Origin of the sequence: uncultured Parasphingopyxis sp. (genome assembly GCF_937129435.1) — a bacterium.
Classification (GTDB): domain Bacteria; phylum Pseudomonadota; class Alphaproteobacteria; order Sphingomonadales; family Sphingomonadaceae; genus Parasphingopyxis.
The window spans coordinates 1-23,552 of the sequence record NZ_CAKZNF010000036.1; the positions used below are offsets into that span (position 1 = coordinate 1).

The 23,552-nt window shown below is 64.6% G+C and carries 28 protein-coding genes; 19 read left to right on the forward strand and 9 right to left on the reverse strand.

Going from position 1 to position 23,552, the window contains the following annotated elements; all coding sequences use genetic code 11:
• Positions 1 to 244 precede the first annotated feature (244 nt).
• Positions 245 to 1,615, reverse strand: coding sequence for a hypothetical protein (locus Q0139_RS06995; RefSeq protein ID WP_298019593.1), 1,371 nt, complete (start codon positions 1,613 to 1,615; stop codon positions 245 to 247).
• Here Q0139_RS06995 and Q0139_RS07000 point away from each other — a divergent pair.
• Entirely contained in the window at positions 1,571 to 2,347 is a 777-nt protein-coding gene (locus Q0139_RS07000; RefSeq protein ID WP_298019595.1) for an esterase-like activity of phytase family protein, read from the forward strand. The genes Q0139_RS06995 and Q0139_RS07000 overlap by 45 nt on opposite strands.
• A 23-nt stretch (positions 2,348 to 2,370) precedes the next feature.
• On the opposite strand, the gene rpmB is transcribed toward Q0139_RS07000, so the two are convergent.
• Entirely contained in the window at positions 2,371 to 2,661 is a 291-nt protein-coding gene (rpmB, locus tag Q0139_RS07005) for a 50S ribosomal protein L28 (protein ID WP_298019498.1), read from the reverse strand.
• A gap of 145 nt (positions 2,662 to 2,806) precedes the next feature.
• Between rpmB and Q0139_RS07010 the strand changes: the two genes are divergently transcribed.
• The 3 genes from Q0139_RS07010 to Q0139_RS07020 all read left to right on the forward strand — a co-directional run bounded on the left by Q0139_RS07010 (position 2,807) and on the right by Q0139_RS07020 (position 3,872).
• The gene (locus Q0139_RS07010) at positions 2,807 to 3,055 is read left to right on the forward strand and encodes a hypothetical protein (protein ID WP_298019500.1); all 249 of its coding nucleotides are present in this window, start codon (positions 2,807 to 2,809) and stop codon (positions 3,053 to 3,055) included.
• 104 nt (positions 3,056 to 3,159) lie between these two features.
• Positions 3,160 to 3,375, forward strand: coding sequence for a hypothetical protein (locus Q0139_RS07015; RefSeq protein ID WP_298019502.1), 216 nt, complete (start codon positions 3,160 to 3,162; stop codon positions 3,373 to 3,375).
• 44 nt (positions 3,376 to 3,419) lie between these two features.
• On the forward strand, positions 3,420 to 3,872 hold the full coding sequence (locus tag Q0139_RS07020; RefSeq protein WP_298019504.1) for a nucleoside deaminase: 453 nt from the start codon (positions 3,420 to 3,422) through the stop codon (positions 3,870 to 3,872).
• Between the two features lie 89 nt (positions 3,873 to 3,961).
• On the opposite strand, the gene msrA is transcribed toward Q0139_RS07020, so the two are convergent.
• Together msrA and msrB are read right to left on the reverse strand one after the other, a co-directional pair.
• A complete protein-coding gene (gene msrA / locus Q0139_RS07025) occupies positions 3,962 to 4,663 on the reverse strand; it encodes a peptide-methionine (S)-S-oxide reductase MsrA (RefSeq protein ID WP_298019506.1) in 702 nt (233 codons plus the stop codon).
• 39 nt (positions 4,664 to 4,702) lie between these two features.
• Positions 4,703 to 5,182 carry a peptide-methionine (R)-S-oxide reductase MsrB gene (msrB, locus tag Q0139_RS07030; RefSeq protein ID WP_298019597.1) on the reverse strand — a complete coding sequence of 160 codons (480 nt, stop codon included), beginning with the start codon at positions 5,180 to 5,182 and terminating at the stop codon, positions 4,703 to 4,705.
• Positions 5,183 to 5,356: 174 nt separating this feature from the next.
• On the opposite strand from msrB, the gene Q0139_RS07035 reads away from it, so the two are divergent.
• From Q0139_RS07035 to Q0139_RS07050, 4 genes are all read left to right on the forward strand, one after another.
• Complete coding sequence (locus Q0139_RS07035; protein ID WP_298019508.1) at positions 5,357 to 6,208, forward strand: prephenate dehydrogenase/arogenate dehydrogenase family protein; 852 nt, start codon at positions 5,357 to 5,359, stop codon at positions 6,206 to 6,208.
• A complete protein-coding gene (locus tag Q0139_RS07040; protein WP_298019510.1) occupies positions 6,205 to 7,098 on the forward strand; it encodes a prephenate dehydratase domain-containing protein in 894 nt (297 codons plus the stop codon). The genes Q0139_RS07035 and Q0139_RS07040 overlap by 4 nt, the downstream gene beginning before the upstream one ends.
• A gap of 10 nt (positions 7,099 to 7,108) precedes the next feature.
• Positions 7,109 to 8,287, forward strand: a complete 1,179-nt coding sequence (locus tag Q0139_RS07045) for an aromatic amino acid transaminase (RefSeq protein WP_298019512.1) — start codon at positions 7,109 to 7,111, stop codon at positions 8,285 to 8,287.
• Positions 8,288 to 8,394: 107 nt separating this feature from the next.
• Complete coding sequence (locus Q0139_RS07050) at positions 8,395 to 9,126, forward strand: hypothetical protein (protein WP_298019513.1); 732 nt, start codon at positions 8,395 to 8,397, stop codon at positions 9,124 to 9,126.
• On the opposite strand, the gene Q0139_RS07055 is transcribed toward Q0139_RS07050, so the two are convergent.
• Positions 9,115 to 9,555 (reverse strand): cupin domain-containing protein, encoded by a 441-nt coding sequence (locus Q0139_RS07055; protein ID WP_298019515.1) that lies wholly within the window; start codon positions 9,553 to 9,555, stop codon positions 9,115 to 9,117. The two genes, Q0139_RS07050 and Q0139_RS07055, sit on opposite strands and share 12 nt — an antisense overlap.
• A gap of 32 nt (positions 9,556 to 9,587) precedes the next feature.
• Between Q0139_RS07055 and Q0139_RS07060 the strand changes: the two genes are divergently transcribed.
• The 5 genes from Q0139_RS07060 to Q0139_RS07080 all read left to right on the forward strand — a co-directional run bounded on the left by Q0139_RS07060 (position 9,588) and on the right by Q0139_RS07080 (position 13,763).
• Entirely contained in the window at positions 9,588 to 9,908 is a 321-nt protein-coding gene (locus Q0139_RS07060; RefSeq protein WP_298019517.1) for an antibiotic biosynthesis monooxygenase, read from the forward strand.
• A gap of 7 nt (positions 9,909 to 9,915) precedes the next feature.
• Positions 9,916 to 10,734, forward strand: coding sequence for a DUF72 domain-containing protein (locus tag Q0139_RS07065; RefSeq protein ID WP_298019518.1), 819 nt, complete (start codon positions 9,916 to 9,918; stop codon positions 10,732 to 10,734).
• 2 nt (positions 10,735 to 10,736) lie between these two features.
• Complete coding sequence (locus Q0139_RS07070; RefSeq protein WP_298019519.1) at positions 10,737 to 11,195, forward strand: hypothetical protein; 459 nt, start codon at positions 10,737 to 10,739, stop codon at positions 11,193 to 11,195.
• 98 nt (positions 11,196 to 11,293) lie between these two features.
• Entirely contained in the window at positions 11,294 to 11,524 is a 231-nt protein-coding gene (locus Q0139_RS07075) for a hypothetical protein (protein WP_298019521.1), read from the forward strand.
• Between the two features lie 151 nt (positions 11,525 to 11,675).
• Entirely contained in the window at positions 11,676 to 13,763 is a 2,088-nt protein-coding gene (locus Q0139_RS07080; protein ID WP_298019523.1) for a TonB-dependent siderophore receptor, read from the forward strand.
• Here the strand turns inward: Q0139_RS07080 and Q0139_RS07085 are convergent.
• Entirely contained in the window at positions 13,760 to 14,317 is a 558-nt protein-coding gene (locus Q0139_RS07085; RefSeq protein WP_298019525.1) for a hypothetical protein, read from the reverse strand. The genes Q0139_RS07080 and Q0139_RS07085 overlap by 4 nt on opposite strands.
• A 226-nt stretch (positions 14,318 to 14,543) precedes the next feature.
• On the opposite strand from Q0139_RS07085, the gene Q0139_RS07090 reads away from it, so the two are divergent.
• Positions 14,544 to 14,822, forward strand: coding sequence for a hypothetical protein (locus Q0139_RS07090; protein ID WP_298019527.1), 279 nt, complete (start codon positions 14,544 to 14,546; stop codon positions 14,820 to 14,822).
• A 31-nt stretch (positions 14,823 to 14,853) separates the two neighbouring features.
• Here Q0139_RS07090 and Q0139_RS07095 read toward each other — a convergent pair whose 3' ends face one another.
• Positions 14,854 to 15,084: a hypothetical protein gene (locus Q0139_RS07095; RefSeq protein ID WP_298019529.1), complete on the reverse strand. Its 231-nt coding sequence runs from the start codon at positions 15,082 to 15,084 to the stop codon at positions 14,854 to 14,856.
• A 110-nt stretch (positions 15,085 to 15,194) separates the two neighbouring features.
• On the opposite strand from Q0139_RS07095, the gene Q0139_RS07100 reads away from it, so the two are divergent.
• The gene (locus Q0139_RS07100; RefSeq protein ID WP_298019531.1) at positions 15,195 to 17,003 is read left to right on the forward strand and encodes an ABC transporter ATP-binding protein/permease; all 1,809 of its coding nucleotides are present in this window, start codon (positions 15,195 to 15,197) and stop codon (positions 17,001 to 17,003) included.
• A 123-nt stretch (positions 17,004 to 17,126) separates the two neighbouring features.
• Here Q0139_RS07100 and Q0139_RS07105 read toward each other — a convergent pair whose 3' ends face one another.
• Positions 17,127 to 17,909, reverse strand: a complete 783-nt coding sequence (locus tag Q0139_RS07105) for a LytTR family DNA-binding domain-containing protein (protein ID WP_298019533.1) — start codon at positions 17,907 to 17,909, stop codon at positions 17,127 to 17,129.
• A gap of 152 nt (positions 17,910 to 18,061) precedes the next feature.
• On the opposite strand from Q0139_RS07105, the gene Q0139_RS07110 reads away from it, so the two are divergent.
• From Q0139_RS07110 to Q0139_RS07125, 4 genes are all read left to right on the forward strand, one after another.
• Positions 18,062 to 18,550 (forward strand): DUF2306 domain-containing protein, encoded by a 489-nt coding sequence (locus Q0139_RS07110; RefSeq protein WP_298019535.1) that lies wholly within the window; start codon positions 18,062 to 18,064, stop codon positions 18,548 to 18,550.
• Between the two features lie 40 nt (positions 18,551 to 18,590).
• A complete protein-coding gene (locus Q0139_RS07115) occupies positions 18,591 to 20,243 on the forward strand; it encodes an NAD+ synthase (RefSeq protein WP_298019537.1) in 1,653 nt (550 codons plus the stop codon).
• 2 nt (positions 20,244 to 20,245) lie between these two features.
• Positions 20,246 to 21,577, forward strand: a complete 1,332-nt coding sequence (gltX, locus tag Q0139_RS07120) for a glutamate--tRNA ligase (protein ID WP_298019539.1) — start codon at positions 20,246 to 20,248, stop codon at positions 21,575 to 21,577.
• Between the two features lie 72 nt (positions 21,578 to 21,649).
• Entirely contained in the window at positions 21,650 to 22,981 is a 1,332-nt protein-coding gene (locus Q0139_RS07125) for a serine hydrolase (protein ID WP_298019541.1), read from the forward strand.
• A 128-nt stretch (positions 22,982 to 23,109) separates the two neighbouring features.
• Here Q0139_RS07125 and Q0139_RS07130 read toward each other — a convergent pair whose 3' ends face one another.
• Complete coding sequence (locus Q0139_RS07130) at positions 23,110 to 23,544, reverse strand: thioesterase family protein (protein ID WP_298019543.1); 435 nt, start codon at positions 23,542 to 23,544, stop codon at positions 23,110 to 23,112.
• Positions 23,545 to 23,552 lie beyond the last annotated feature (8 nt).

Below are 23,552 nucleotides of genomic sequence, written 5' to 3' on the forward strand. Positions count from 1 at the left end.
TCAGCGGCGCTGCGTTGCGTTTCGGCTTATGCCGGTACGACTTGGCGTCGGCTTCGAGGTCCTCAAGTAGGACTTCGAGCAGCGGAGCCGCCACCTGCGAGGCATGCAGCTTGCGCGCCCACGGCTGGCTCGTCGAGCCGGTGCCGACCCACCCGCACGGACCCGGCGGCCATCACCACTAGTCGTTCGCGCGTAGCTTTGCGCCCGGCGCGTTAGGGTGCGAGGGCTTCCAGCTCGGCGCCTCCTATATGCCGAACATCAATCCCAAGCTGGAAGGCACGATCCACAGCGCCGCCGAGGCGGTGATCACCGTTTCGCGGCTGATCTGGTCGGGATGAAGGGCGACTCCGAAGGCGTGGCGTACCAGGATGGCCAGCTTGTCGGCCGCGTCATAGCCGTCCACATCGGCGCTTGGATCAGCCTCGGCAAAGCCCAGGCGCTGGGCCTCCGCGACCGCCTCGGCGAGGGGGACACCCCGGCCCAGCTGGCCGAGGACGAAATTGCAGGTCCCGTTCAACACACCTTCGACCGACAGCAGGGTGTCATTGGCGGCGAGCAGATCGACCAGTTCGAGGATGGGAACACCGCCGCCAATCGTGGCGGAATAGCGCAGCGAACGGCCATTCTCTTCGGCCAGCTCGTGCAGGCGTTCGAAATCGAGCGCCATCACGGCCTTGTTGGCGGTGACCAGATGGGCTCCTTCGCGCAGAACGCTTTGTGAGAGGGCGCGTGCCAGTCCCGTCCCGCCAATCGTTTCGACCACAATATCGGGGTCATTGGCCAGGGCTTCGGCGGGATCCGCTGTGAATTCGAGCGCGACCGGTGCGCCGGTTCGATGCTGGTCCGGATCGCGCACCAGGACCGGGTTGAGCGCGAATCGGCCGGGATGGGCCAGCAAGTGCGCGCAGACCCCGGCGCCGACCGCGCCATGACCGAGCACGGCGACCTTGAGCGGCCGCGCCTCCAGCCCATCGCCGGCGCGTTTGTCGACGGCGGCAATCCGGGTGGCATACGGGCGGCCGAGTGCGGCGACTTCGATGACCACATTCTGTTCCTTGGCCCGCGTGATGGCCTTGTCCTGGACCAGACCGCGGCTGACCTTGGCCGCCTCGTCATAATCGAGCTGGTCGAGCCGTTTGGCATTGGCGACCTTGGCCGGATCATCGGTATAAACCCCATCGACATCCTTGATCAGGCGAACCCGGTCGGCGCCCAGCCAATGCGCGAACTCCACCGCTGTCAGATCCGTGCCGCCCCGACCCAGGGTAACCGGCCCGTCCGCGCCTTCGCCGAAGAAGCCCGGCGCGACAATCACATCAACCTTTTCGAAGCGCGCCAGGACCCGCGCCTTGTCCAGACCGGTCAGATTGGCGTCCAGCGCTTCACCCTCGGCCCGCAAGTCCATTTCATGCGGATCGACAACGGCGGACGGAATGCCAGAGCGCTCGAGCGCCAACCCCATCAGCGCCGCTGATTTCAGCTCGCCGCAGCGGACCAGGCGAGCCAGCAAGGCGTCGGAGCAACCCTGGCCGACATCATTGCCGACGCCGAACAGGGCATCGGTCTCGCCATCCAGCGCCGAGACGACGGCGACGACTTTCTCGCGGTCGGCGATTCGGGCGGGCTCTTCCGCTTCGCCCTCGACGGCGAAGGCCGGATCCGCCGCGCCAGTATCGGTTCTCTGGTCGAGGGCCCTTCCCCGGAAAATGGCGGAGAGACCCGAAAGCGCGACCGCGACGCCGAATCGGTCGCGATTGGACCGGACGGACGCTCATTCTGGGTCGGCTATGAGCGCGCCAACGCAATCTGGCGCTATCGCACCGCCGATGGCCGCGCGACCGCCAACCGCGCGCCCGAAGCGATGGAGGATTGGCCGAACAATGGCGGAGCAGAAGCGCTGGTACGCCTGCCCGACGGCCGCTTTCTCGTTTTTTCCGAAGCGGGGGACGGCCCCGGAAGCTCGAACGATGCGCTGATGTTTGCGGGCGATCCGGCATCCGATGGAGGGGCGCCGGTCCGCTTCGGCTATCGCCCGCCCGAAGGCTTCCGGATCACCGATGCCGCGCTGGCAGGCGGAACCCGGCTGCTGATCCTCAACCGGCGCTTCACCTTTTTCGAAGGCGTCGCGGTGATCGTGACGATGGCCGATCTGTCGGACATTCGCGAAGGCGCGATTCTCGAAGGTGAGACCATTGCCCGATTCGCGCCGCCGCTAACCGTCGACAATTTCGAGGCGCTGGCGGTGACGCGCGAGAGCGGGCGCACCATCGTCTGGATGGCGTCGGACGACAATTTCACGCCGCTGCAACGGACGTTGCTGATGAAGTTCGAATTGCTGGAGCGTTGACGCGACTTACGCGCGCCGAAGCGTTAGGCTGCGGCGGCCTGCTTGGCGGCGATGTCGCGCTTTACCTTGCGCGCACGGTCGCTGAGCTTGGCGTCGGCCGTCTTCAACAGCCAGTTATCGAGGCCGCCGACATGTTCGACAGACCGCAGGCCGCTCGTCGACACGCGGAACTTGAAGCTCCGGTCGAGCGTGTCGGAGATCAGCGTGACGCGCTGCAGATTCGGCAGAAACGTCTTCTTCGTCCTGTTATTGGCGTGGGAAACGTTCATTCCCACCAGCCGGCCCTTGCCGGTCAGTTCGCAAATACGCGACATGGTCTTCGTCCTGGAGTTTCGGGTTGTCCCGGAAAGCGGCGCAGTTAGCGATTCCCCGCGCTTTCGTCAACACTGGCGGACCGTATCGGAACAAAGCCGGGCGGGTGCCGGTTATTAGGAACGAACCCACAAGGGAGGAACACCCATGCGTATCATTCTTGCCACCACCGCCGCGCTGGCCCTTCCGCTTGCGGCGTGCAGCGTCGAACAGACCGAAGAGGGCGAGATGCCCGAAGTCAGCGTCGAGGAAGGCCAGCTGCCCGAATATGACGTCGACACACCCGATGTCGATGTCGGCACGACCGAGGAAACGGTCGAGGTGCCCGAGGTCAATGTGACGACCGAGGAAGAGACCGTCGAGGTTCCGACCATCGACGTCGACCCGGCCGAGTAACGGCGGGATGACCGGATGATGAAAGGGCGCGGAGGCCGCTTCGTGCCCTTTTCTCATTGCCGGCCCCCAATGCCGGTTCGGGGGCCGAAACAGGGAGAATGCCAATGCGTGCCATATTGGGTCTGATCGCCGTGATCGCCATCGTCGTCGTGATCTTGATCGCGACCAACGTCATCGACATCAACACCGAAGGCGGCGAGATCGATGTCGATACCAACGACGTCGAAGTCGGGACCGAAACCCGAGAGGTGGAAGTTCCGGTGTTCGAGGCCAATGAAGAGAGCGATGCCGAAGACGCGCGCGAGGAAGCCGTCAACTAGGCCAAGCCTTCCGCGCCGAACCCCGACGCACTAAACGGGAGGGCATGACCTTCCCGCTCCCCGAACCGATGCGTCGCGCGCTTGCGCTCGCCGAAGAGGCCGCACGCGGCGGAGAGGTACCCGTCGGTGCGGTGGTCATGCGCGGCGACGTCGTGATCGCCGAAGCCGCCAATGGCATGCGCCGCGCCGGCGATCCGACACGCCATGCCGAAATGGATGCGATTCGCGCCGCGCTCGATGCAACGGGTAGCGGCAGGCTCGACGGCTGCGACCTGTGGGTGACGCTGGAACCCTGCGCCATGTGCGCGGGCGCGATCGCCCATGCGCGGATCGACCGGCTCTACTACGGCGCAGCGGATCCCAAAGGCGGCGCGGTCGATCATGGCCCCCGCTTCTTTGCGCAACCGACCTGTCATCACCGGCCCGAAATCTATGGTGGGATCGGCGAGGAGCGGGCGGGCGAGTTGTTGCGGGAATTCTTTGCTGGGCGGAGGTGATTTTTTCAGACTCGACCGTTCGGTCGAGCGCCGCGAGTTTGCTTGTCAGAAACTTCCTGCCGGAAGTTCGCCTAGCGAAATTCTGACGATCAGGAAGCCGGCGTTGCCCGCCAGTCGTTCGGGAAGGCTCGCCGAAAGTCGCGTACCTTCTCGACATCGTGCGCCAGGATATAGGGGTGGCGCGGATTGCGGTTCATGAAATTCTGGTGCTCTTCCTCGGCCTCGTAGAAGCGGCCGCTTTCGATCCGCGTTGCGATAGTGCGCGGGAATCGGCCGGTGCCGTTCAGCTGCGCGATATAGCGTTGCGCGACTTGCCGCTGTTGCGCGTTCTGCGGGAAGATCGCCGAGCGGTAGCTGGGTCCGACATCGGGGCCCTGCCGGTTCACCTGTGTCGGGTCATGCGCGACGGCGAAGAAGATCCGCAGCAGATGGCCATAGCTCACCTCGGTGGGATCGTAGACGATGCGGATGGCCTCGGCATGGCCGGTGCGCTCGGCGCTGACGTCGCGATAATTCGCATCCGCCGCGCTACCGCCGGCATAGCCGGAAACGACGCTCTGCACGCCGTCGACATGCTGGAACACCGCCTCCATACCCCAGAAACAGCCGCCGGCAAGGACGGCGACCTGTGTGCCCCCGGTGCGCGGCACGTTGATCTCGGGGGCGGGGATGACGACGACGGCCGCATCGGCGCGCGTCGCCGGGCCGGGAAGCGTCAGGGCCGCGATTGCGGCGATGGCCGCCGCGCCGCCGATGATCGACGATGTGATCGTCTTGCGAATATTCGCCATGCTACTCTCCTCGTGAGGGGGAATTGAGGAACCGAAAAATCAGGCCGGGCGGAAATCCATCGCCACGCCGTTCATGCAATAACGCAGGCCCGTCGGCCGGGGTCCGTCGTTGAAGACATGGCCGAGATGGCCGCCGCAATCGGCGCAGTGCACTTCGGTCCGCCGCATGCCGAGCGTCCGGTCGGTACGCGTGCCGACGGCACCATCGTCGATGGGTCGGTAGAAGCTCGGCCAGCCGGTGCCGCTTTCGAATTTGGTGATCGAGCTGAACAGCCGGTTGCCGCACCCGGCGCAGGTGAAAACGCCGCGCCGATGCTCGTCGTTGAGCGGGCTCGAATAAGGTCGCTCGGTCGCTTCCTGGCGGAGAACGCGGAATTCGGCCGGGGTCAGGCGCTCGCGCCACTGCGCCTCGGTCCGCCGGACGCGAAAATTCTCCTGCGCGTCGGCACGCGTGCCGCAGCCCAATAGCGGCAGCACGGCCGCGCCCGCACTCATCGAAACCAGTTGCCTGCGTGTCATCCGCATCGATTTGCCTCTCTTTCCAGCCATTTATGCCGAAATCCGGTTGAACCTGATGTGAAGCAGGTCACCGCTGCAGCTACAATGTTCGCAGCCCGCGCCGCCGATGTTACACGATCCCGCGCATTGCTTCACGTTGCATTCGGCGCGCAAGCCGTCATTGTGCAGCGCATCATGGCGGCAGAACTCCCTTCGCAAATCGGCCTTGTCGGGGCCGGCCTGATCGGCGGATCGATCGGGCAGAGGCTCGCGCGCATGCTGCCCGGCGTGCCGTTGCGCGTGCACGATATGAGTCCGGGCAATGCGGCATTCGTGGCCGAACGGCATCCGCGGGGAAGCGTGGCGGTCGAAATGACCGGCCTTGCCGGTTGCGATGTCGTTTTCGTGGCGACTCCGGTTTCGACGATCGCCGGCCATGTCGCCGCACTGCTGACTCTCGAAGGTGCGCCCGTGGTCATCGATACAGGCTCGGCGAAAACAGCGATACTCGACGTACTCTCCGCAAATGGCGTCGATATGGCGCGCTTCGTCCCCGGCCATCCGCTCGCCGGAGGCATATCGGCCGGCCCGGGCGAATCGCGCGCGCAGATCCTCGCTTCGCGACCGTTCGTGCTGGCCCCACACGATACGGTCGAGGCTGACGCGCTGGATGCCGCGCGGATGCTGCTCGATCATCTGGGCGTCGAAGTCGTCGAAATGAGCCCGTCCGCCCATGATGCGATGCTCGCCACGGGCTCGCACCTTCCGCACCTGATCGCCTTCGCTTTGGCCGCCATGGCCGACCCCGCCGACCGCGCGCTGATCCCCAATTCGTTTCGCGGCGTGGCCGGCTTTGCCGAGGCGGACGCACAGATGTGGGCCGATATCTTCCACGCCAATGCCGGTGAATTGCGAAAATCCGCCGAAATTTTCACAAAACGGCTTGATCTCCTGCTCGCCATGGCGGACGAGACCGCCCCCGGGGCCCTGCTGGAAACGCTGGAGGAAGCCCGCGCCAATTTCGACGCGCTGGAGAATGACGCATGACGGCCGAAACCATCGCCTATCTCGGATCGCCGGGCACCTATAGCTATCAGGCGGCCATCTCGATCTATCCCGATGCCGAGCATGTCGGGCTGCGTACCTTTGGCGAGATCATGGAGACGGTCGAGGCCGGCGAGCACAAGGCCGCCGTCATCCCGATTGAGAACTCGACGAGCGGGCGCATCCCCGATGTCCACAGGCTGATGCTGTCGACCGAAATGGCGATCGTTTCGGAGCATATGCAGAGGATCGAGCATTGCCTGATCCAGGCGCATTCCGGCCCGCGCCCGGTGACCGAGGCGAGCCAGCTCGAACGGATCTACAGCCACCGGCAGGGCTTCCTCCAATGTTCGGGCTTTATCGAGGCGCATTGCCGCGATGCCGAGCAGGTCGAATGCGTCGACACCGCAAGCGCGGTGAAGCTGGTCGCGGAGAAGGGCGATCCCGCTGCAGCCGCCATCGGCTCTTCGGTCGCCGCCCAAGTCTTCGGCGGCGTCGTGATCGAACGCGACATCGCCGACCAGAAGAACAATTACACGCGCTTCCTCGCGCTCGAAAAACCCTCGCTGCAGCCCGATTATGCCGGATGCGACATCACGACGCTGATCTTCCAGATCGGCCACCATCCGGGCGCGCTGATCGATGCGCTAGCGGTGTTCCGCGATGCCGGGATCAACATCACCACGCTCGAAACCTACACCATCTCCGAACAGACGGCGCTGCCGACCTTCTACATCGATATCGGCGGCGGGCTTGAGGACGAGGCGGTGCAGCAGGCACTTGCCGGGCTCGAGGAAAAGGCGCGCTATGTGAAGCTGCTCGGCAGCTATGTCGCCAGCGATATCCGCAACGCCAATTCGGGCTTCCTCCCCGTCAAATCGGTCAATCCATAAGGGAATGTCGATGTTCGAACATGCCGAAGCCCGCCCAATCGATCAGATCATCGCGATCAGCCGTGCCTATGCCGAGGATCCGCGGACCGAAAAGGTCGATTTCGGCATTGGGGTCTACAAGGACGAGATGGGCAACACCCCCGTCATGCGCGCGGTGAAGGAAGCCGAACGGCGGCTTGTAGAGAACCAGACGACCAAGACATATGTCGGTGTCGGCGGCGATCAGCGCTATGTGGAACTGTTCGCGAACGCGGTGCTGCCCGATCATGCCTATGGCCGGGATATTCTGGGTATCCAGTCGATCGGCGGATCTGGCGCGGTGCGCGTGCTCGCCGAGGTGGCGCTGGCGCTCAACCCCGACGCCACCTTCTGGCTTCCCGACCCCACCTGGCCGAACCACCAGGCGATCCTCGGCGCCATCGGCGCGCCGATCGAGCGCTATCCCTATGTGAAGTTCACCGCCGAGCCCGATATCGACGCGATCCTCGCGAAGCTCGACACGGCGAAGGCCGGCGACGTCGTCATCATCCATGCGAGTTGCCACAATCCGACCGGCATCGATCCGGCGCTCGAGGATCTCGGCCGGCTCGTCGACGGAATCGTGGGACGCGGGCTGATCCCGTTCGTCGATGCCGCCTATATCGGCTTCGGCACCGGCTGGAACCGCGACGCGGCGCGCGTTGCCGCCGTCGCCGAACGCGCGCCGGAGATGCTGCTCGCGCTCAGCTGCTCGAAGAATTTCGGCATCTATCGCGAGCGCACCGGCGCGGCGCTCCTCGTATCCAGGGGCAATCCGAAGCTCGCCGCCACCAATTCGACGCTGCTCGCCACGGCGCGCGCCAGCTATTCGATGCCGCCCGATCACGGCGCCGCGATCGTTCGCACGATCCTCGACGATCCGGAGCTTAAGGCCGACTGGCTGGCCGAGCTCGAAGAGATCCGCAACCGGATCAACGGCAATCGCAGCGCGCTCGCCCTTGCTCTCGCCCGGGCGAAGCAGGACCGCGACTGGACGTATATCGACAAAGGCCAGGGCATGTTCTCGCTGCTCGACGTTACGCCCGAAGCGGCGGCGCGGCTGCGTGAGGAACAGGGCGTTTACATTATTCCCGACGGGCGCATGAACATCGCCTCGCTCGATGCGAGCCAGGCCGATGTGGTGGCGGCGAAACTTGTGAGCGTGCTCTGATGGGCCGCCATTTTCAACGGCCGCTAGGGCTGAGCCTGTCGAAGCCCGCTTCACGGATTGCGAAACGCCCTTCGACAAGCTCAGGGCTAACGGGATAGTATTGCGCGATGGCCAGCCTTCCCAACTCCCCCAACCTCTTCCTCGACGGCGAAAAAGCGGCGTTCGATGAGATCATAGGCGACATCGCGGCGGGTGAGACGAGCGTCTTCGCGCTGCGGTGCCTGAACCTCACGCCCGCGCCCGATTTGACCGAGACCGTTGCGACCGCCTTCCTCTTCACGAACGCGCTGCTGATGGCGCGCTCGCAGCGGCCGATCGTCAAGCTCGTCAGCCTCGATATCGCCGACGAGATGCTGCGCTACAGCTATGTGAACAGCTTCCGCGCGCTTTTCGACAGCCAGTTTTCGAGCCTCGACAATGTCGAGCGCTGGCACGACTATCTCGAAGGCCGCCGCCATATCCCCGATGCGGCGCTGGCCGACGCGCAAAAGGCGATCGAATTCTTCCGCCATGCGGGAATCAGCCGGTCGGCCAGCTCGCTCCACCGGGCGAACGTCTATCTCGGCACCGAGGGCGTCGCTGCGGGCGAGGATGCCGGCGGCCAGTTCACGATCGACGCGACCAATCTCTACGCGCCGCGCATTGCCGGGGCGGAGCAGGCGACGGCCGTCGCGCTCAAGAGTGTGTTCCTGGCCGATGGCGTCAAGGTTCGCACCGGGCGCAAGGGCCAGAATGTGATCATCGAACTCGATTGCGCGAAGCTGGAAACCGGGATCGGCAACTGGCTCGACCATGTCGAGCGAATCCTGGCGCTGGATTTTTACCGTCTAGGCGTCTGACCCGCCGCCCGGCGACCACCCCTCCGGTGCCAGCGTGAAGCCGGAAAATTCAAACCCCGGCACGACGATACACGAGACGAGCGCCCAGCCGCGCGGCGCATGTGCGGCCTGCCAGTGAACCGGAGCGATGACATGCTGCGGCCTTTCGCCGCCCGCAATGTCGGGCCCCAACCGGATCGTTTCGACCGGGCCCTCATTGTCCGGCGCGGTCGACAGGTCGAGCGCATGGCCGCCATGCCAGAGCCAGATCTCTGCGGCATCGACCCTGTGCCAGTGCGACCGCTCGGCATGATCGAGCAGGAAATAGATCGCGGTCCCACCGGCGCGCTTGCCATCCCGCGCCGGCGCTCTCCATGTTTCGCGGAAGCGGCCGCCTTCGGGATGCGGTTCGAGGCCCAATGCATCGATCAGCGCCTTCGGATCGTTCATAGCGTATCGCCCTTTCGCAACAGGAGGCAGCAATGTTCGTCGCAGTCTATGGATGGCGCGTCCACCCGGGCAAGGAAGAACAGTTCCGCGCGGCCTGGCGACGCGGCACCGAATTGATCTCGCAGAAATATGGCGGCCTCGGATCGCGGCTGCATCGCGCCGAGGACGGGCGCTTCATCGCGGTCGCCGAATGGCCGGACCGCGAGACGTGGCAGAAGGCGTTCGATGAGAAGATGGCCTATGACGAGCCCGAGACCCGCGCCGCCTTTGTCGATGCCGTGGCCGATGCCGGCGATCCGCTGCACCTGATGGAGGTGACAGACGATTTGCTCGGCCTCGATCCTGGGGCATAAGGCGCTCATGAGCGGAATCATTCGCAGCGGCATCGGCGGCTGGACCTACAAGCCCTGGCGCGAGACCTTCTATCCCGAGGACCTGCGGCAGAAGGACGAACTGTCCTATGCCGCCTCGAAGCTCGGCACGATCGAAATCAACGGCACCTATTACCGGCTGCAGAAACCCGCGACCTTCGCAAGCTGGGCCGAAGCCGCGCCCGAGGGATTCCAGTTCGCGATCAAGGCGTCGCGCTATTGCACCAACCGCAAGGACCTGCGCGAGGCGGAAGAGGGGATCGGCAAGTTTCTGGGCCAGGGCCTGAACGAACTCGGCGACAAGCTCGGCCCGATCCTCTGGCAATTCATGGACTATAAGCAGTTCGATGCCGACGAGTTCGGCGATTTCCTTGCCATGCTGCCCGAGACGCTGGACGGACGACCGCTGCGCCATGCGCTCGAAGTCCGGCACGAAAGCTTTGCCTGCGCCGAATTCGTCGATCTCGCGCGCCAGCATAACGCAGCCATCGTCACCGCCGACAGCGACAAATATCCGCTGATATCGGACCAGACGGCCGATTTTTCCTATTGCCGCCTCCTTCGGGCCGTAGCGGATATCGAAACCGGCTATGCCGCAGGCGATCTCGATATCTGGGCCGATCGCGCGCAGGCATGGTCGCGCGGCGAAGCGGTCGAGATGGCCGGACTCGTCGGCCCGGCGACGGAACTTGGCGGCAACCGGGACGTCTATCTCTACTTCATCAACGGCGCAAAGGAACGCGCGCCCGCCGCGGCCCTGGCGATGATCGATCGTGTCGGGCTCGGCCGCGAAAACACAGGAGACTGATCATGCGCATGCCCGCTATCGCCACAGCTCTCGCCCTTGGCCTTGCCGCTTGTTCGGGCGGCGATTCCGACACCGATGAGCGCGGCACCGCCGAGAACAGCGCCGCGATGCCCGGAGCACCCCAGGCCGCGGCCGAGCCCCCAGAAGCCGAAGAGACTGAACTCGCGGCCATGCCCGAGAAGTTTCGCGGCGAATGGGATCTCAGTGAGGCGGACTGCGCCGGTTCGGGCAGCGACATGCACCTGACGATCGAAGCGGACCGGGTCGAATATTATGAAAGCGCCGCCGAACTGACGCAGTTGATGCAGACCGCACCGGGCACCGTCACCGCCGAACATGCGTTCAGCGGCGAGGGCGAGCAATGGACCGAGACCATCGCCTATGAACTGAGCGAGGACGGCGAGCGGCTGACGGTGACGACGCCGCAAGGCGATCTCACGATCCGCGTGCGCTGCGCATAGGCGAGACGGTTAAATCCCGATTACCGGTATTTCTTGCGAAAGGCGAAGCAATGCCCGGCTAGGGAATAGCCGACGCCCCAGAAGGAACGCCGCCAATCATGGCCCATTCGGAATCCCCCATCTATATGTCTTACCGGCTTGCGGGCGCCGTTTCCGCTGGACGCAAGCGGCGCGGCGCGGCTGAAAACCGCGAAGAAGTGCTGGCCCGGCTGCTCAAGAAGCGGGCCGCCGCGCATCGCGCCGGGCTGACCGATCTGGAACGGATCATGCGCGACCAGATCGAATGGTCGCTGCCCGTCAAATCGCCCAAAGAAGACGCATCCGTCTGATACGACGAGTCGCCTGTCGGCGCTACTACGACATTTGTCGAACACCGACCGCATTCGGTCGTAAAGCATTGCGGCAAAGCTTTACGCGGCGCATCGCATCGTCAAAGGCCCCCTTGGCAACAAGAACGATAATTTCAAAGGGGGCCTGTCGGTGCGTTTGCGTTATTTCCTGCTGTCGGGATCGATGATTGCGGCTTCGGCTCAGGGCCAGGCCGTCGAAACGCCGCCCGCGGAGACCGGGGACGCGCCGCCTCCGGTCGCGACGCCAGTGCCCGGTGGAGGGCGCGATTTCACCCCCGCCGATTTCGCCCGATTTTCCCCGACCACGGCGCTCGACATGGTGCAGCAGGTTCCGGGCTTCCAGATCCAGGAAGCCGAGGACCGGCGCGGTCTGGGACAGGGCGGCGCCAATGTCCTGATCAACGGCGAGCGCGTTTCGGGCAAGTCGAACGACGCCGTCACTGCGCTGCGCCGCATCTCGGCGAGCAACGTCACCCGGATCGAGCTGCGCGACGCGGCAACGCTCGATATTCCGGGCCTGTCGGGTCAGGTTGTGAACATCGTCGCCGAAACCGGCGCGGTCAGCGGGAATTTCTCCTGGCGCCCGCAGTTCCGCGCCCACAATACCAGCCCGCGGCTTTACTCGGGCGAAATATCGGTGACCGGCGGAGTGGGTCCCGTCGACTATACGCTGAGCCTTTCGAACACCAACGACTCCTTCCGCAGCGGCAATGACGGCATCGAGCGGGTCTTCGACGGCTTCGGAAACCAGATCGACGAGCGATATGAGGTACTGACCGTCAGCGGGGACAGGCCCCGCCTCGCCGGCAGCTTCCGCATCGACGGACCCGGCAGTTCGGTCGGCAATCTCAACCTGTCCTATGAGCGCTATTATTTCGGCGCCCGCGAGGAATCGGAGCGATCTTTTCCCGGCACGGTCGATCGTTTCCGGCTGTTCCGCGAGGGCGAGGATGAATGGAACTACGAGATCGGCGGCGATTTCGAGTTTGCGCTCGGTCCTGGACGGCTCAAACTGATCGGACTGAGGAGCTTCGAGCACAGCCCCTATTTTCAAAGCGTCGTCACCGATTTCGCCGACGGGACGCCGTCGGTCGGCAGCCGCTTCGAACAAGTGGGCGACGAAGCCGAGACGATCCTGCGCAGCGAATATAGCTGGAGCATGGGCGGAGACTGGCAGATTTCGCTCGAAGGTGCGCGCAACACGCTCGACGTCGAATCCCGGCTGTTCAATCTCGATATGAACGGCGACTTCATCGAGGTGCCGCTGCCCGGCGGATCGGCGCGGGTGAACGAGGATCGGGCGGAAGCCAACATCACTTACGGACGCCCGCTTTCCGAAGATCTGACGCTGCAGGTCTCGCTTGGCGGCGAATATTCGGAGATCAGCCAGACGGGCGCCGGCGGCCTGACGCGCAGTTTCTACCGGCCGAAGGGATTTGCCTCACTGGCCTGGTCGGTCAGCGATACGCTCGATCTGCGCGCCCGAGTGGAGCGCGAAGTCGGCCAGCTCAACTTTTTCGACTTCGTCGCGAGCGTCAACGTCGGTTCCGACAGCGAGGATGCGAGCAACCCCAATCTGGTCCCGCCGCAAAGCTGGAATTTCGAGGTCGAAGGCACGCAGCAACTGGGGCCTTGGGGCTCGGTCACGGCGCGCATCTTCTACGAATCGATTACCGACATCGTCGACCAGATTCCGCTGAGCCCGACCGCACAGGCTCCGGGCAATATCGACAGCGCGCGGCGCATGGGCTTCGAATGGAACAGCACGTTCAATTTCGATCCGATCGGCCTTCGCGGTGCCAAACTCGACATCGAGGCCATCGTCCAGCGCACCCGGCTCGACGATCCTTTGACCGGCCTGTCGCGGCCCGACAGTTCCGAACGCGAGCATTATATCGAAGCCGAATTCCGGCACGATATTCCGGACACCGACATCGCCTATGGATTCGAGTTCGAAAGCTATAACGAGGCGCTCGACTTCCGGCTCGATCAGCTCGGTCAGTACCGCCAGAGCAGCGCCTTTGTCGGCGCCTATGTGGAACACAAGGACGTTTTCGGATTGAGGGTTCGAGGATCGGTGTTCAACCTGATCGGCAATCGCGACGATTATCGCCGCATCACCTATGTCGATCGCCGCGACGGGCCCGTCGACTTCATCGAGGATCGCTCGCGCCGGATCGGCCCGATCTTTACCTTCACGATCAGCGGCAGCTTCTAGGCGAGCCTGCCGCCACTGAACTGGAGAATCGCCAGAACGAGAGCGATCGCTGCAAAAACCGAGGCCGCCAGCCGCCAGAGGCGAAGCTGTTCGCGGATCGGCCGGTCTGCGTCGGGCAACATCGGCGCGTCCGTCTGCGTGGCATCGATCTCGGCCTCGATATCGCCCGTCCCGGTTTCATCGGTTGGCGCTTCCTCTTCGGTGCCGAAGGAGACGGCGTAGCCGCCCTTGGGGATTGCAAAACGCAACGGCCCGGATTCGCCATTTTCTTCGTAAAACTCGTCGAGCAGCCCCCGTAGCCGGCCCACCTGCACACGCGGATAGGCATCGCTTTGCGCATCGAAGGTCGGCGGCTTCCCCAGTGCATCGACGGCGATCGTATAGGCCTTGAGCCGGCCGCCACGCCCGGCAAGCGTTTCCGACACGAGGAAACCGAACAATTTGCGCATGACCGGTGAACGGCGGAATTGGCGCGCGGCGAAGATTCGCACCATTTCCTCGCGCAGATCTTCGGCGTCGCCGAAATCGGGAATATGGTCGCGGGAATTGGGCATGGGGGGACCGCCAATCGTCTTTCTCTGCTGTTACCGCACATGTTACGGTAATCGGCTTAGAAGAACGTTAACTCCCAATATCGGCAAGCAACTGCGGAATGGGGCGTTCGAACAGGGGATTTTGGCGTAACATCGGGAATTTTCGCCGAAACATCTGCGGTCCTCGCGCGTCGTTCCGATGATGTCCCCCGCATCCACACATATCACCCCCGCTCTCAGGAGCTTTTTGCGTCTCGCCGCGATCGGCGCGCTGCTGGTGCTTGCGTTGCTGCTGATGGCGCCCGCCAAAGCGGCAAGCCAGGCTGCCGGCGCATCGGCACACGCGACCGCGAGCGTGACCATCGAACGCCCGGCGGTGATCAGGAGCGAACGACTGTTCGAGACGAACCGTTGGATAGACACGGCGGGCGAAAACACCCGCCCGCCCGCCGGCCAACGCGAGCGTCCGTGCATCGAAGACAGCGCGTCCGCGCAGTGTCGGCTGGTGATTTACGACCTGCCCTAGGCAGCGCGATTTTAGGCTATCGGAAAATCAATCAGCTCGCGGTGCGACGCTGAATGCGCTCGGCCATTTGCGGCGAGATCGAGCGGCATTGCGCGACGACCATGGGATAGGGGGCCTCGATATTCGCCTCGAGCATCGAATCGCTGTCCGCCATGCATTCGATTTCGCTGCGATAGACCGATTCGCGGCTCGCAATGTCTTCGCACATGACCGCACCGTCGCCGCAGCCCATGATGGCAAGAATGAAATAACCCGGACCCATTTTATGCTTCCTTTCCCTGAATTTAGGAAAGCATAGCGCCGCGATTTGTTCCGCCTGTGCCAGAGCGCACAGTTCTGGCCGTTCGGTGAAAAAGCGCTATTGAGTCGCCGATGCCGCCCGACCTTCCCTCCGACGACGATCGCCGACAGCCCGGCTGGTCGGTGCTGCGACGTTTCCTGCCCTTTCTGTGGCCGCGCGACGATGCGACGCTGCGGCGCCGCGTCATCGGCGCCTTCGCGCTCGTGCTCTGCGCCAAGGCGGTCGTGCTGCTGATGCCCTTTGCCTACAAGGCGGTGATCGACAGCATGGACGGCGAGAACGATCCCGCCGTCATGCTCGCCATCGCTCTCGTCGGCGCCTATGCGGGCGCGCGTTTCGGCGGCGTGGTGTTCGACAACCTTCGCAATGTCGTCTTCGAGCGCGTCGGCCAGACGGCGGCGCGGCGGCTGACCGAGAATGTCTTCGCACATCTCCACAGCCTCGGCCTGCGCTATCATCTCGATCGCAAGACGGGCGGCGTCACCAAGATCATCGAACGCGGCACCAAGAGCATCGACACGATGCTCTACTTCCTGCTTTTCAACATCGCGCCGACGGCGGTCGAGCTGCTCGCCGTCTGCATCATCTTCTGGATCAAGTTCGGCTTCGGCCTTGTTGCCGTCACGCTCGTCGTCATCGCCATCTACATCACCTTCACATGGGCCGTGACGCGGTGGCGGACGCAGCTTCGGCGCAACATGGTCGATCTCGACACCACCGCCTACAGCCACGCCGTCGACAGCTTGCTCAATTTCGAGACGGTGAAATATTTTAACGCCGAAGCGCGCGAGGCGCAGCGGTTTGGCAACGCGATTCACAGCTGGGCCAATGCCGCGGTGAAGAGCGAGAACAGCCTGGCGCTGCTCAATGTCGGCCAGGCGCTGCTGCTCAACGCCATGATGGCGGGCGCCATGGGTTATACCGTCTGGGGCTGGAGCCAGGGGATGTTCACGGTCGGCGACGTCGTGCTCGTCAACGCGCTGCTGATGCAGCTTTTTCGCCCACTCGATTTCCTCGGGACCGTCTACCGTACCATTCAACAGGGCCTCATTGACATGGAGGCGATGTTCAACCTGATCGATACGCCGGCCGAGATCGTCGATGCAGAAGGCGCGAAGCCGCTGGTCGTCGACACAGGCGCGATCCGGTTCGAGAATGTGCGCTTCGGCTACGATCCGGAACGGCCGGTGCTCGAAGGGTTCGACCTCAATGTCGCGCCGGGCGCCACCGTCGCCATTGTCGGCCCGTCGGGCGCGGGCAAGTCGACGATCGCGCGGCTGCTGTTCCGCTTCTACGATCTCGACGCCGGGCGTATCCTGATCGACGGGCAGGACATTGCCACGGTCCGCCAATCGAGCCTGCGCGCGGCGATCGGTATCGTTCCGCAGGATACGGTGCTGTTCAACGACACGATCGGTTACAACATCGCCTATGGCCGCGACGGCGCGACACAGGCGGAGATCGAAGCGGCGGCGCATGGCGCGGCGATCCACGGCTTCGTCGAAGGTCTGCCGGAGGGCTATGACACCCGCGTCGGCGAGCGCGGCCTGAAGCTGTCCGGCGGCGAGAAGCAGCGCGTCGCCGTCGCCCGCGCCTTGCTCAAGGACCCGCCGATATTGATCCTGGATGAAGCGACGAGCGCGCTCGATTCGCGCACCGAGGCCAATATCCAGGCGACGCTCGAACGCGCCGAGCGCGGCCGCACGAGCATCGTTATCGCGCACCGGCTCTCCACCGTCGTCAATGCCGACGAGATCGTCGTGCTGGAGGCCGGGCGGATCGCGGAGCGCGGGCGCCATGCCGCCCTGCTCGCACGCGACGGGCTCTATGCCGAAATGTGGGCGCGGCAGCGGGAAGAGCGGGAGGCCGTCGCTACCTAGCCGTCGCCATTGCGAGGAGCCGAAGGCGACGAAGCAATCCAGAGCCGCACGCGATCCCCTATTTGGCTCTGGATTGCTTCGCTTCGCTCGCAATGACGGTTCAATGGCAGATGAGCGTCTGCGTCAAATCCACCCAGCCGTCTTCAAATCCGCCTGCCGGTTGCGCGACACCGGCGCGATCATCCCGTTCGCCAGTTCCAGCCCCATCTTGCGGCCGTCGCGATCGACGCCGCGTACATGTTCGCGCGCGACCCACCAGCTGCGGTGAACCTGCATCCCCTCGACGCCGTCGAGTTCGGCCATCGCGTCCTTCAGCCGCATCAGGATCATCGCCGCACCCTTCAGCGTGTACGCCTTGACGTAGTGATCCTGCATTTCGAGGCAGACGAGATGATCCCCGAGCTCGGGCGGCAGCCGGTCGAAAAAGGGCGCGTCGGGGCGTTGGGGGAGCGCCAGTTCCTGCGGCGTGAGCGGCTTGGGAGGCGGCGCTGGGGACGCGGGCGCCTCGCTTTCGGCCTCGCGGAAGATCGCCCGAGTCAGGAACAGGATTGCGTATCCGATGCCGGCGACCTGAAGATAGAGGATCGGGAAGTCGGATCCGAGGTACCGGCTGCCGGTCGTCATTCCGCCGATCGCGAATCCGATCAGCCCCGTCAACGGCAGCGAGGCGAGTGCGCCTGCTATCATCAGTGCCGACCAGCGCGGGATCAGCGTCTCCTCGGCAAGCCAGAGCGCGGCGGTCTGGACCGGGCGGAAAATCGCATAGCCGATCAGGATGAAGCCGATCCAATAGGCAAGACGCAACGCTACCGGCATCGCATAGGTGCCGAACGGGCCGAGCAGCGCGAGCACCGCGCCGATCGCCGCCATCACGAACAATTCGATCGCCAATTGACGGAAATTCATGCGTGCGGCTCTCCCGTTCGCGCTTCGCCAATGGGCAAATAGCGCATTTTCACGCGCTTTGCGAAACTCTTGTCGCCGCTCGCGCAGTTGCGATTGCCCGCGAAAGGCCATGCGGCATGCTGCCTGGCGACACAGTTTGCAGGAGCATCTTCATGGCCCGGATCATCGCGCAGCAACCCACCGCCCCCGGCTTTCGGCCCGTTACCGTCATCGTTACCGCGCTTGGCACCATTGTCGTCACGCTCGCGCTGATGGCGCTCAGCTATGGCAGCGGCCAGCCATCGGCCAATGCGATGTCGATTCCGCTTGTCCTTCACCTCGCATCGGTCGTGCCCGCCATTCCGATCGGCGCGATCGTGCTCTACCGGCGCAAAGGCGACCGGACACACAAGCTGCTGGGGCGAATCTGGGTTATGCTGATGCTGACCGCAGCACTGTCGAGCTTCGGCTTCGCTTTCTCCTTCATTCATCTCTTTTCGGTGCTGGTGCTCGTTTCGATCCCGCTTTCGCTCTGGGCGCTGAAGCGCGGCGACATCGCAGGCCATCGCAAGGCGATGGAGGGAATGTATATCGGCCTTGTCGTCGCCGGTGCCTTCGCATTCATTCCCGGCCGATTTCTTGGCGGATTGCTGCTTGGCTGACGCCATTGCCCGGCAGCATGCGCGCGCCTAAGAGCGGGCCATGACCGACCGGCTGACGATCGCCTTCGCGCAATTGAACCAGGTGATGGGCGATCTGCGCGCCAATGCCGACGCCATGCTCCGCGCCCGGGCGGACGTGCCCGAGGCCGATCTGATCGTTTTTCCCGAGCTGCAACTGATCGGCTATCCGCCCGAAGACCTCGTCCTGAAACCCGCTCTGATCGAACGCGCGAAGGAAGAGCTGGAGCGCATGGCACAGGCGAGCGCCGGGGGCGGCCCGGCGATGCTGGTCGGCACGGCGATGGTCGAGGGCGGCAAGCTGCACAATTCGATGGCGCTGCTCGAAAACGGGGACATTGCGGCCGTCACGCACAAACACCAGTTGCCCAATTACGGCACCTTCGACGAGTTGCGGCTGTTCAAGCCCGGCCCCCTGCCCGAACCGATCGACTTCAAAGGCGTGAAGATCGGCGTGCCGATCTGCGAGGATATCTGGGTCGATGGCGTCTGCACGCATCTTGCGGCACGCGGGGCGGAGCTGTTCATCGTCCCCAATGGCAGCCCCTATGAGGTCGAAAAGGACGATATCCGCCTTGCGCTCGGCAAGGGGCGCGTCGCATCGACCGGCCTGCCGCTCACCTATCTCAATCGCGTCGGCGGGCAGGACGAGATCGTGTTCGACGGCTCCTCCTTTGTGCTCAATGCGGACGGCGAGGTCGCCTGGCAGTTCGCCGACTGGGAAGAGGAAATCGCGACCACGGTCTGGGAGCGCAAGGAGGGTGGCTGGACCTGCACCGACGGGCCGCGCCACGAACTCGATGCCCATCCGATGGACATCTATCACGCCATGATGATCGGGCTGCGCGACTATGTGAACCGCAACCGCTTTCCCGGCGTCGTGCTCGGCCTGTCGGGCGGGATCGACAGCGCGCTCTCGGCCGCGGTCGCCGTCGATGCGCTGGGCGCGGACCGGGTCTGGTGCGTGATGCTGCCCTCGCGCTTCACCAGCAGGGAAAGCCTCGACGATGCGGCGGGCTGCGCCGAAATGCTCGGCTGCCGGCTCGATACGATCCCGATCAACCCGGCGGTCGAAGGCTTCGATGCAATGCTCGAGGACAGCTTCGCCGACGCCACCGTCGACATCACCGAGGAAAATATCCAGTCGCGTATCCGCGGCGTCACCTTGATGGCACTTTCGAACAAATTCGGACACATGCTGCTGACCACCGGCAACAAGTCCGAAATGGCGGTCGGCTATGCGACGATCTACGGCGACATGGCAGGCGGCTATTCGGTATTGAAGGACGCCTACAAGACGACGGTCTTCGCGCTCTCCCGCCTGCGCAACGAACAGAAGCCGAGCCTGGCCATGGGCCCCGACGGCCCGGTCATGCCCGACAATGTCATTTCCAAACCGCCCTCGGCCGAACTGCGCGAGGACCAGAAGGACAGCGACTCGCTCCCGGAATATGACGTGCTCGACCCGATCCTGAAAGGTCTGGTCGAGGAAGAGATCGATATCGACACGCTCGTCGAACGCGGCTTCGATCGCGACACCGTCGCCCGGATCGAGCGGCTGCTCTATATCGCCGAATACAAGCGCCGCCAGTCGCCGCCCGGCGTCAAGATCGGCGCCCGCAACTTCGGCCGCGACCGGCGTTACCCCATCACCAACGCATTCCGGACGGTGTAACCATGGCCGTCATGACCCGCTTCGCCCCCTCGCCAACCGGCCGGCTTCATGTCGGCAATATCCGCACGGCGCTCCACAACTGGCTGTTCGCGCGGCAGCAGGGCGGGCGGTTCGTGCTGCGGCTCGACGATACCGATGCCGAGCGATCGAGCGAGGAATTCGTCGAGGCGATCCGCGCCGATCTTGGCTGGCTGGGCATCGATATCGATCGCGAGGAGCGGCAGTCGGCGCGGTTCGATCGCTACGAGGCGGCGTTCGAAACGCTGCGTGCGGCGGGGCGCGTCTATGCGTGCTATGAGACGCCGCAGGAGCTGGAGCTCAAGCGCAAGGTGCTGTTGGGGCGCGGCAAGCCGCCGGTCTACGACCGCGCGGCGCTCGCGCTGACCGACGACGAAATCGCTGCATTCGAGGCCGAAGGGCGCAAGCCGCACTGGCGCTTCAAGCTCGATCACGATGCAACCATCGAATGGGACGACCTTGTTCGCGGCCGGCAGCATTTCGATCCCGCGCTGCTCAGCGATCCCGTGATCCGGCGCGCGGACGGGAGCTGGCTCTACATGCTGCCGAGCGCCGTCGACGATGCCGAGATGGGGGTGACGCATGTCGTGCGCGGTGAGGATCATGTCACCAATACCGGCCTGCAATTGCAGATGTTCGACGCGCTGGGCGCGGCGCGGCCGCGCTTCGCCCATGAGGCGCTGCTCGTCGGCACCGAGGGCAAGCTCTCCAAACGCCTCGGATCGCTAGGCTGCGATCATTTCCGCGAACAGGGGATCGAGCCGATGGCGCTGGTCTCGCTGCTCGCGCGGATCGGGACGAGCGACGCGGTGGAGCCCTTCGCCGATCCGGCGCCGCTGGTCGAGAGTTTCGACTTTGCCAGGTTCGGCCGTGCCCCGGCTCGGTTCGACGAAGAGGAACTGAAGGCGCTCAACGCGAAGATCGTTCACCATCTCGACTATGCGGTCGTGGCGGACCGGCTGCCCGCCGCCATGGACGAGGCCGCCTGGACGGCGATCCGACCCAATCTTTCCCGCGTCGACGATGCGGCGGACTGGTGGCACGTGATCGAGGGGCCGGTCGAGCCGCCGGAATGCGACGACGAGATGCAGGCCTATCTGGACCGGGCGGCGATCCTTGCCGCGCTGGTCGACTGGTCGAACAATCCGTGGGCCGACCTGACGAGCCAGCTCAAGGCGGAAACGGGGCGCAAGGGCAAGGACCTGTTCCTGCCGCTGCGCCAGGCGCTGACCGGTCGCGACCATGGCCCGGAAATGGCGGCGCTGCTGCCGCTGATCGGCAAGGAAAAGGCGATCAGCCGGCTGCACTGCGAATAGCGATCGGCGCTTGCCAAATCCGCTTCCCCGAGACAGGATCGAAAGAAAAAAGATCTCCGGGGAGAGAGATAGATGTCACGACCAGAATTGAATCGCCGCCGCTTCCTGATGGGGCTCGGCGCGGGGGCGGGGCTCGCGCTTGCCGGATGTGCGCCGCGCATGGGGGCGATGTCTTCGTCGGCCGCGACGGCGCCGCAGGGCTGGGGCGCGACCGAGGCCTTCCTGCAGAACTACATCGCCGGAAAATCGCTGCCCGGCGCGATGGCGGCCATCGGCCGGGGCATGGAAGCGCCGGTCTATCTGACCGCCGGAACGCGGACTGCGGCCGGCACGACGCCGGTCGGTCCCGACACGATCTGGCGCATCTATTCGATGACCAAGCCGGTCACCGGCATGGCGGCGATGATCCTTATCGACGACGGACGGCTGACGCTGGATCAGGATATCGGCGAGATCCTGCCCGAATGGGCGAACCCGATGGTGATGACCGACCCGGAAAATTCGCTCGACGCGCGCCCTGCGGCGGGGCCGATCACGGTACGCCATCTCCTCACGCACAGCGCCGGGCTCGGCTATTCGATCATGGGGCCGCCGCCATTGCGCGCGGCGATCCTTGCGGCGGGCCTGTCCGGCGGCGTCGTGTCGCGCGACCCGCGTGTCGGCATGGCGATGTCGGGCGGCGCGCCGGTGGCCGAGCCGCCGGCAAGCATCGCCGAATTCTCGCGGCGCGCCGCCGAGCTGCCGCTGATCGCCGATCCGGGGAGCGTCTGGGCCTATTCGATGTCGCTCGAAATCCTGAGCCGGGTGATCGAGGTCGCCGCCGGAATGCCCTATGCCGAATTCCTTCGCACGCGGATGTTCGCGCCGCTCGGCATGAACGATACCTTCTTCCAGGTCCCCGCAGCGAAGCGGGCGCAGCTGACCGATAACCATGTCGTCTATGAGGGCCGGACGATGAACGTCGATCCGGCGGCGACCTCCATCTATCTCGATGAGCCGCCCATTCCCTTTGGCGGCGGCGGGCTGGCGTCGAGCGCGCACGATTACGACCGCTTCCTGACGATGCTGCTCGGCTATGGCGCGATCGGCGATGCCCGCGTGATGAGCGAGCGCACGGCACGGATCGGCATGTCCGATTTGCTGCCCGCTGGCATCGACAAGTCGCGCATGTATGCGCCATCGGGCTTCGGCGCGGGTGGCGCGGTCGCCTCGGCACCGGAGACCGGCGGGACCGAGGGTCAACCCGCCGGCAGCTTCGGCTGGGGCGGCGCCGCCGGTACCGCAGCCTGGGTCGATTTCGAGAACAATATGCGGGTTTCGGGCTATATCCAGCTGATGGGCGCGGAGAACGGCGATTTCCGGCCCGGCTTCACGCGGGCGGTTTACGAGGATCTCACCCAGTAGTTCCTCCCCGGTACGGGGAGGTGGCAGCGCGGAGCGCTGACGGAGGGGTCTGTCCTCCTGGTGGTGCACTTGCGGCAAACCCCCTCCACCGGCTTCGCCGGTCCCCCTCCCCGTCCCGGATAGGAATTTTACCCGCTCCTCACCTGCCGCTCTTCGAGATACTTCCGCCACTCATCCTCGATCGGCGCGGGCCTGTTTCCGTCGCGCAGGACGAGCACCGAATCGCAGGTGGCGAAACAGCGGTCGTTCTGGAAGGCGGCGAGCAGGATCGGCCAGCTCGATCTACCCGGCTCACCAAAGCCGGCGCAAACGGTCACCGGATCGGGGAAATACGCCTCGGCCAGATATTCGATGCCGACCGATACGATCAGCCCGCGCACGCCGGGCGATGACAGGGAGCGCCGCTCCTCGAACTGGAAACGCACGCGCGCGTCCTCGAACAATCGCGCGATGGCGACATTGTTGAGATGGTTGTTGACGTCGAGATCGCCGAACCGCGTCGTGATGGCGATCGACCAAGGATAGTTGGCGGGTTCGAGGCGATAGGGGGCGGGTTTCGGCATGGCGGCTC

Bases quoted from the DNA above. Each gene is read 5' to 3' on its own strand.
- Q0139_RS07075 (WP_298019521.1), top strand. From the start codon at position 11,294: ATGGCCCATTCGGAATCCCCCATCTATATGTCTTACCGGCTTGCGGGC.
- Q0139_RS07110 (WP_298019535.1), top strand. From the start codon at position 18,062: ATGGCCCGGATCATCGCGCAGCAACCCACCGCCCCCGGCTTTCGGCCC.
- Q0139_RS07050 (WP_298019513.1), top strand. From the start codon at position 8,395: ATGGCCAGCCTTCCCAACTCCCCCAACCTCTTCCTCGACGGCGAAAAA.
- Q0139_RS07020 (WP_298019504.1), top strand. From the start codon at position 3,420: ATGACCTTCCCGCTCCCCGAACCGATGCGTCGCGCGCTTGCGCTCGCC.
- Q0139_RS07130 (WP_298019543.1), bottom strand. From the start codon at position 23,544: ATGCCGAAACCCGCCCCCTATCGCCTCGAACCCGCCAACTATCCTTGG.
- Q0139_RS07095 (WP_298019529.1), bottom strand. From the start codon at position 15,084: ATGGGTCCGGGTTATTTCATTCTTGCCATCATGGGCTGCGGCGACGGT.
- Q0139_RS07070 (WP_298019519.1), top strand. From the start codon at position 10,737: ATGCGCATGCCCGCTATCGCCACAGCTCTCGCCCTTGGCCTTGCCGCT.
- gltX (WP_298019539.1), top strand. From the start codon at position 20,246: ATGGCCGTCATGACCCGCTTCGCCCCCTCGCCAACCGGCCGGCTTCAT.
- Q0139_RS07045 (WP_298019512.1), top strand. From the start codon at position 7,109: ATGTTCGAACATGCCGAAGCCCGCCCAATCGATCAGATCATCGCGATC.
- msrB (WP_298019597.1), bottom strand. From the start codon at position 5,182: ATGACACGCAGGCAACTGGTTTCGATGAGTGCGGGCGCGGCCGTGCTG.
- Q0139_RS07125 (WP_298019541.1), top strand. From the start codon at position 21,650: ATGTCACGACCAGAATTGAATCGCCGCCGCTTCCTGATGGGGCTCGGC.
- Q0139_RS07065 (WP_298019518.1), top strand. From the start codon at position 9,916: ATGAGCGGAATCATTCGCAGCGGCATCGGCGGCTGGACCTACAAGCCC.
- rpmB (WP_298019498.1), bottom strand. From the start codon at position 2,661: ATGTCGCGTATTTGCGAACTGACCGGCAAGGGCCGGCTGGTGGGAATG.
- Q0139_RS07035 (WP_298019508.1), top strand. From the start codon at position 5,357: ATGGCGGCAGAACTCCCTTCGCAAATCGGCCTTGTCGGGGCCGGCCTG.
- Q0139_RS07115 (WP_298019537.1), top strand. From the start codon at position 18,591: ATGACCGACCGGCTGACGATCGCCTTCGCGCAATTGAACCAGGTGATG.
- msrA (WP_298019506.1), bottom strand. From the start codon at position 4,663: ATGGCGAATATTCGCAAGACGATCACATCGTCGATCATCGGCGGCGCG.
- Q0139_RS07100 (WP_298019531.1), top strand. From the start codon at position 15,195: ATGCCGCCCGACCTTCCCTCCGACGACGATCGCCGACAGCCCGGCTGG.
- Q0139_RS07015 (WP_298019502.1), top strand. From the start codon at position 3,160: ATGCGTGCCATATTGGGTCTGATCGCCGTGATCGCCATCGTCGTCGTG.
- Q0139_RS07055 (WP_298019515.1), bottom strand. From the start codon at position 9,555: ATGAACGATCCGAAGGCGCTGATCGATGCATTGGGCCTCGAACCGCAT.
- Q0139_RS07060 (WP_298019517.1), top strand. From the start codon at position 9,588: ATGTTCGTCGCAGTCTATGGATGGCGCGTCCACCCGGGCAAGGAAGAA.
- Q0139_RS07105 (WP_298019533.1), bottom strand. From the start codon at position 17,909: ATGAATTTCCGTCAATTGGCGATCGAATTGTTCGTGATGGCGGCGATC.
- Q0139_RS07085 (WP_298019525.1), bottom strand. From the start codon at position 14,317: ATGCCCAATTCCCGCGACCATATTCCCGATTTCGGCGACGCCGAAGAT.
- Q0139_RS07010 (WP_298019500.1), top strand. From the start codon at position 2,807: ATGCGTATCATTCTTGCCACCACCGCCGCGCTGGCCCTTCCGCTTGCG.
- Q0139_RS07040 (WP_298019510.1), top strand. From the start codon at position 6,205: ATGACGGCCGAAACCATCGCCTATCTCGGATCGCCGGGCACCTATAGC.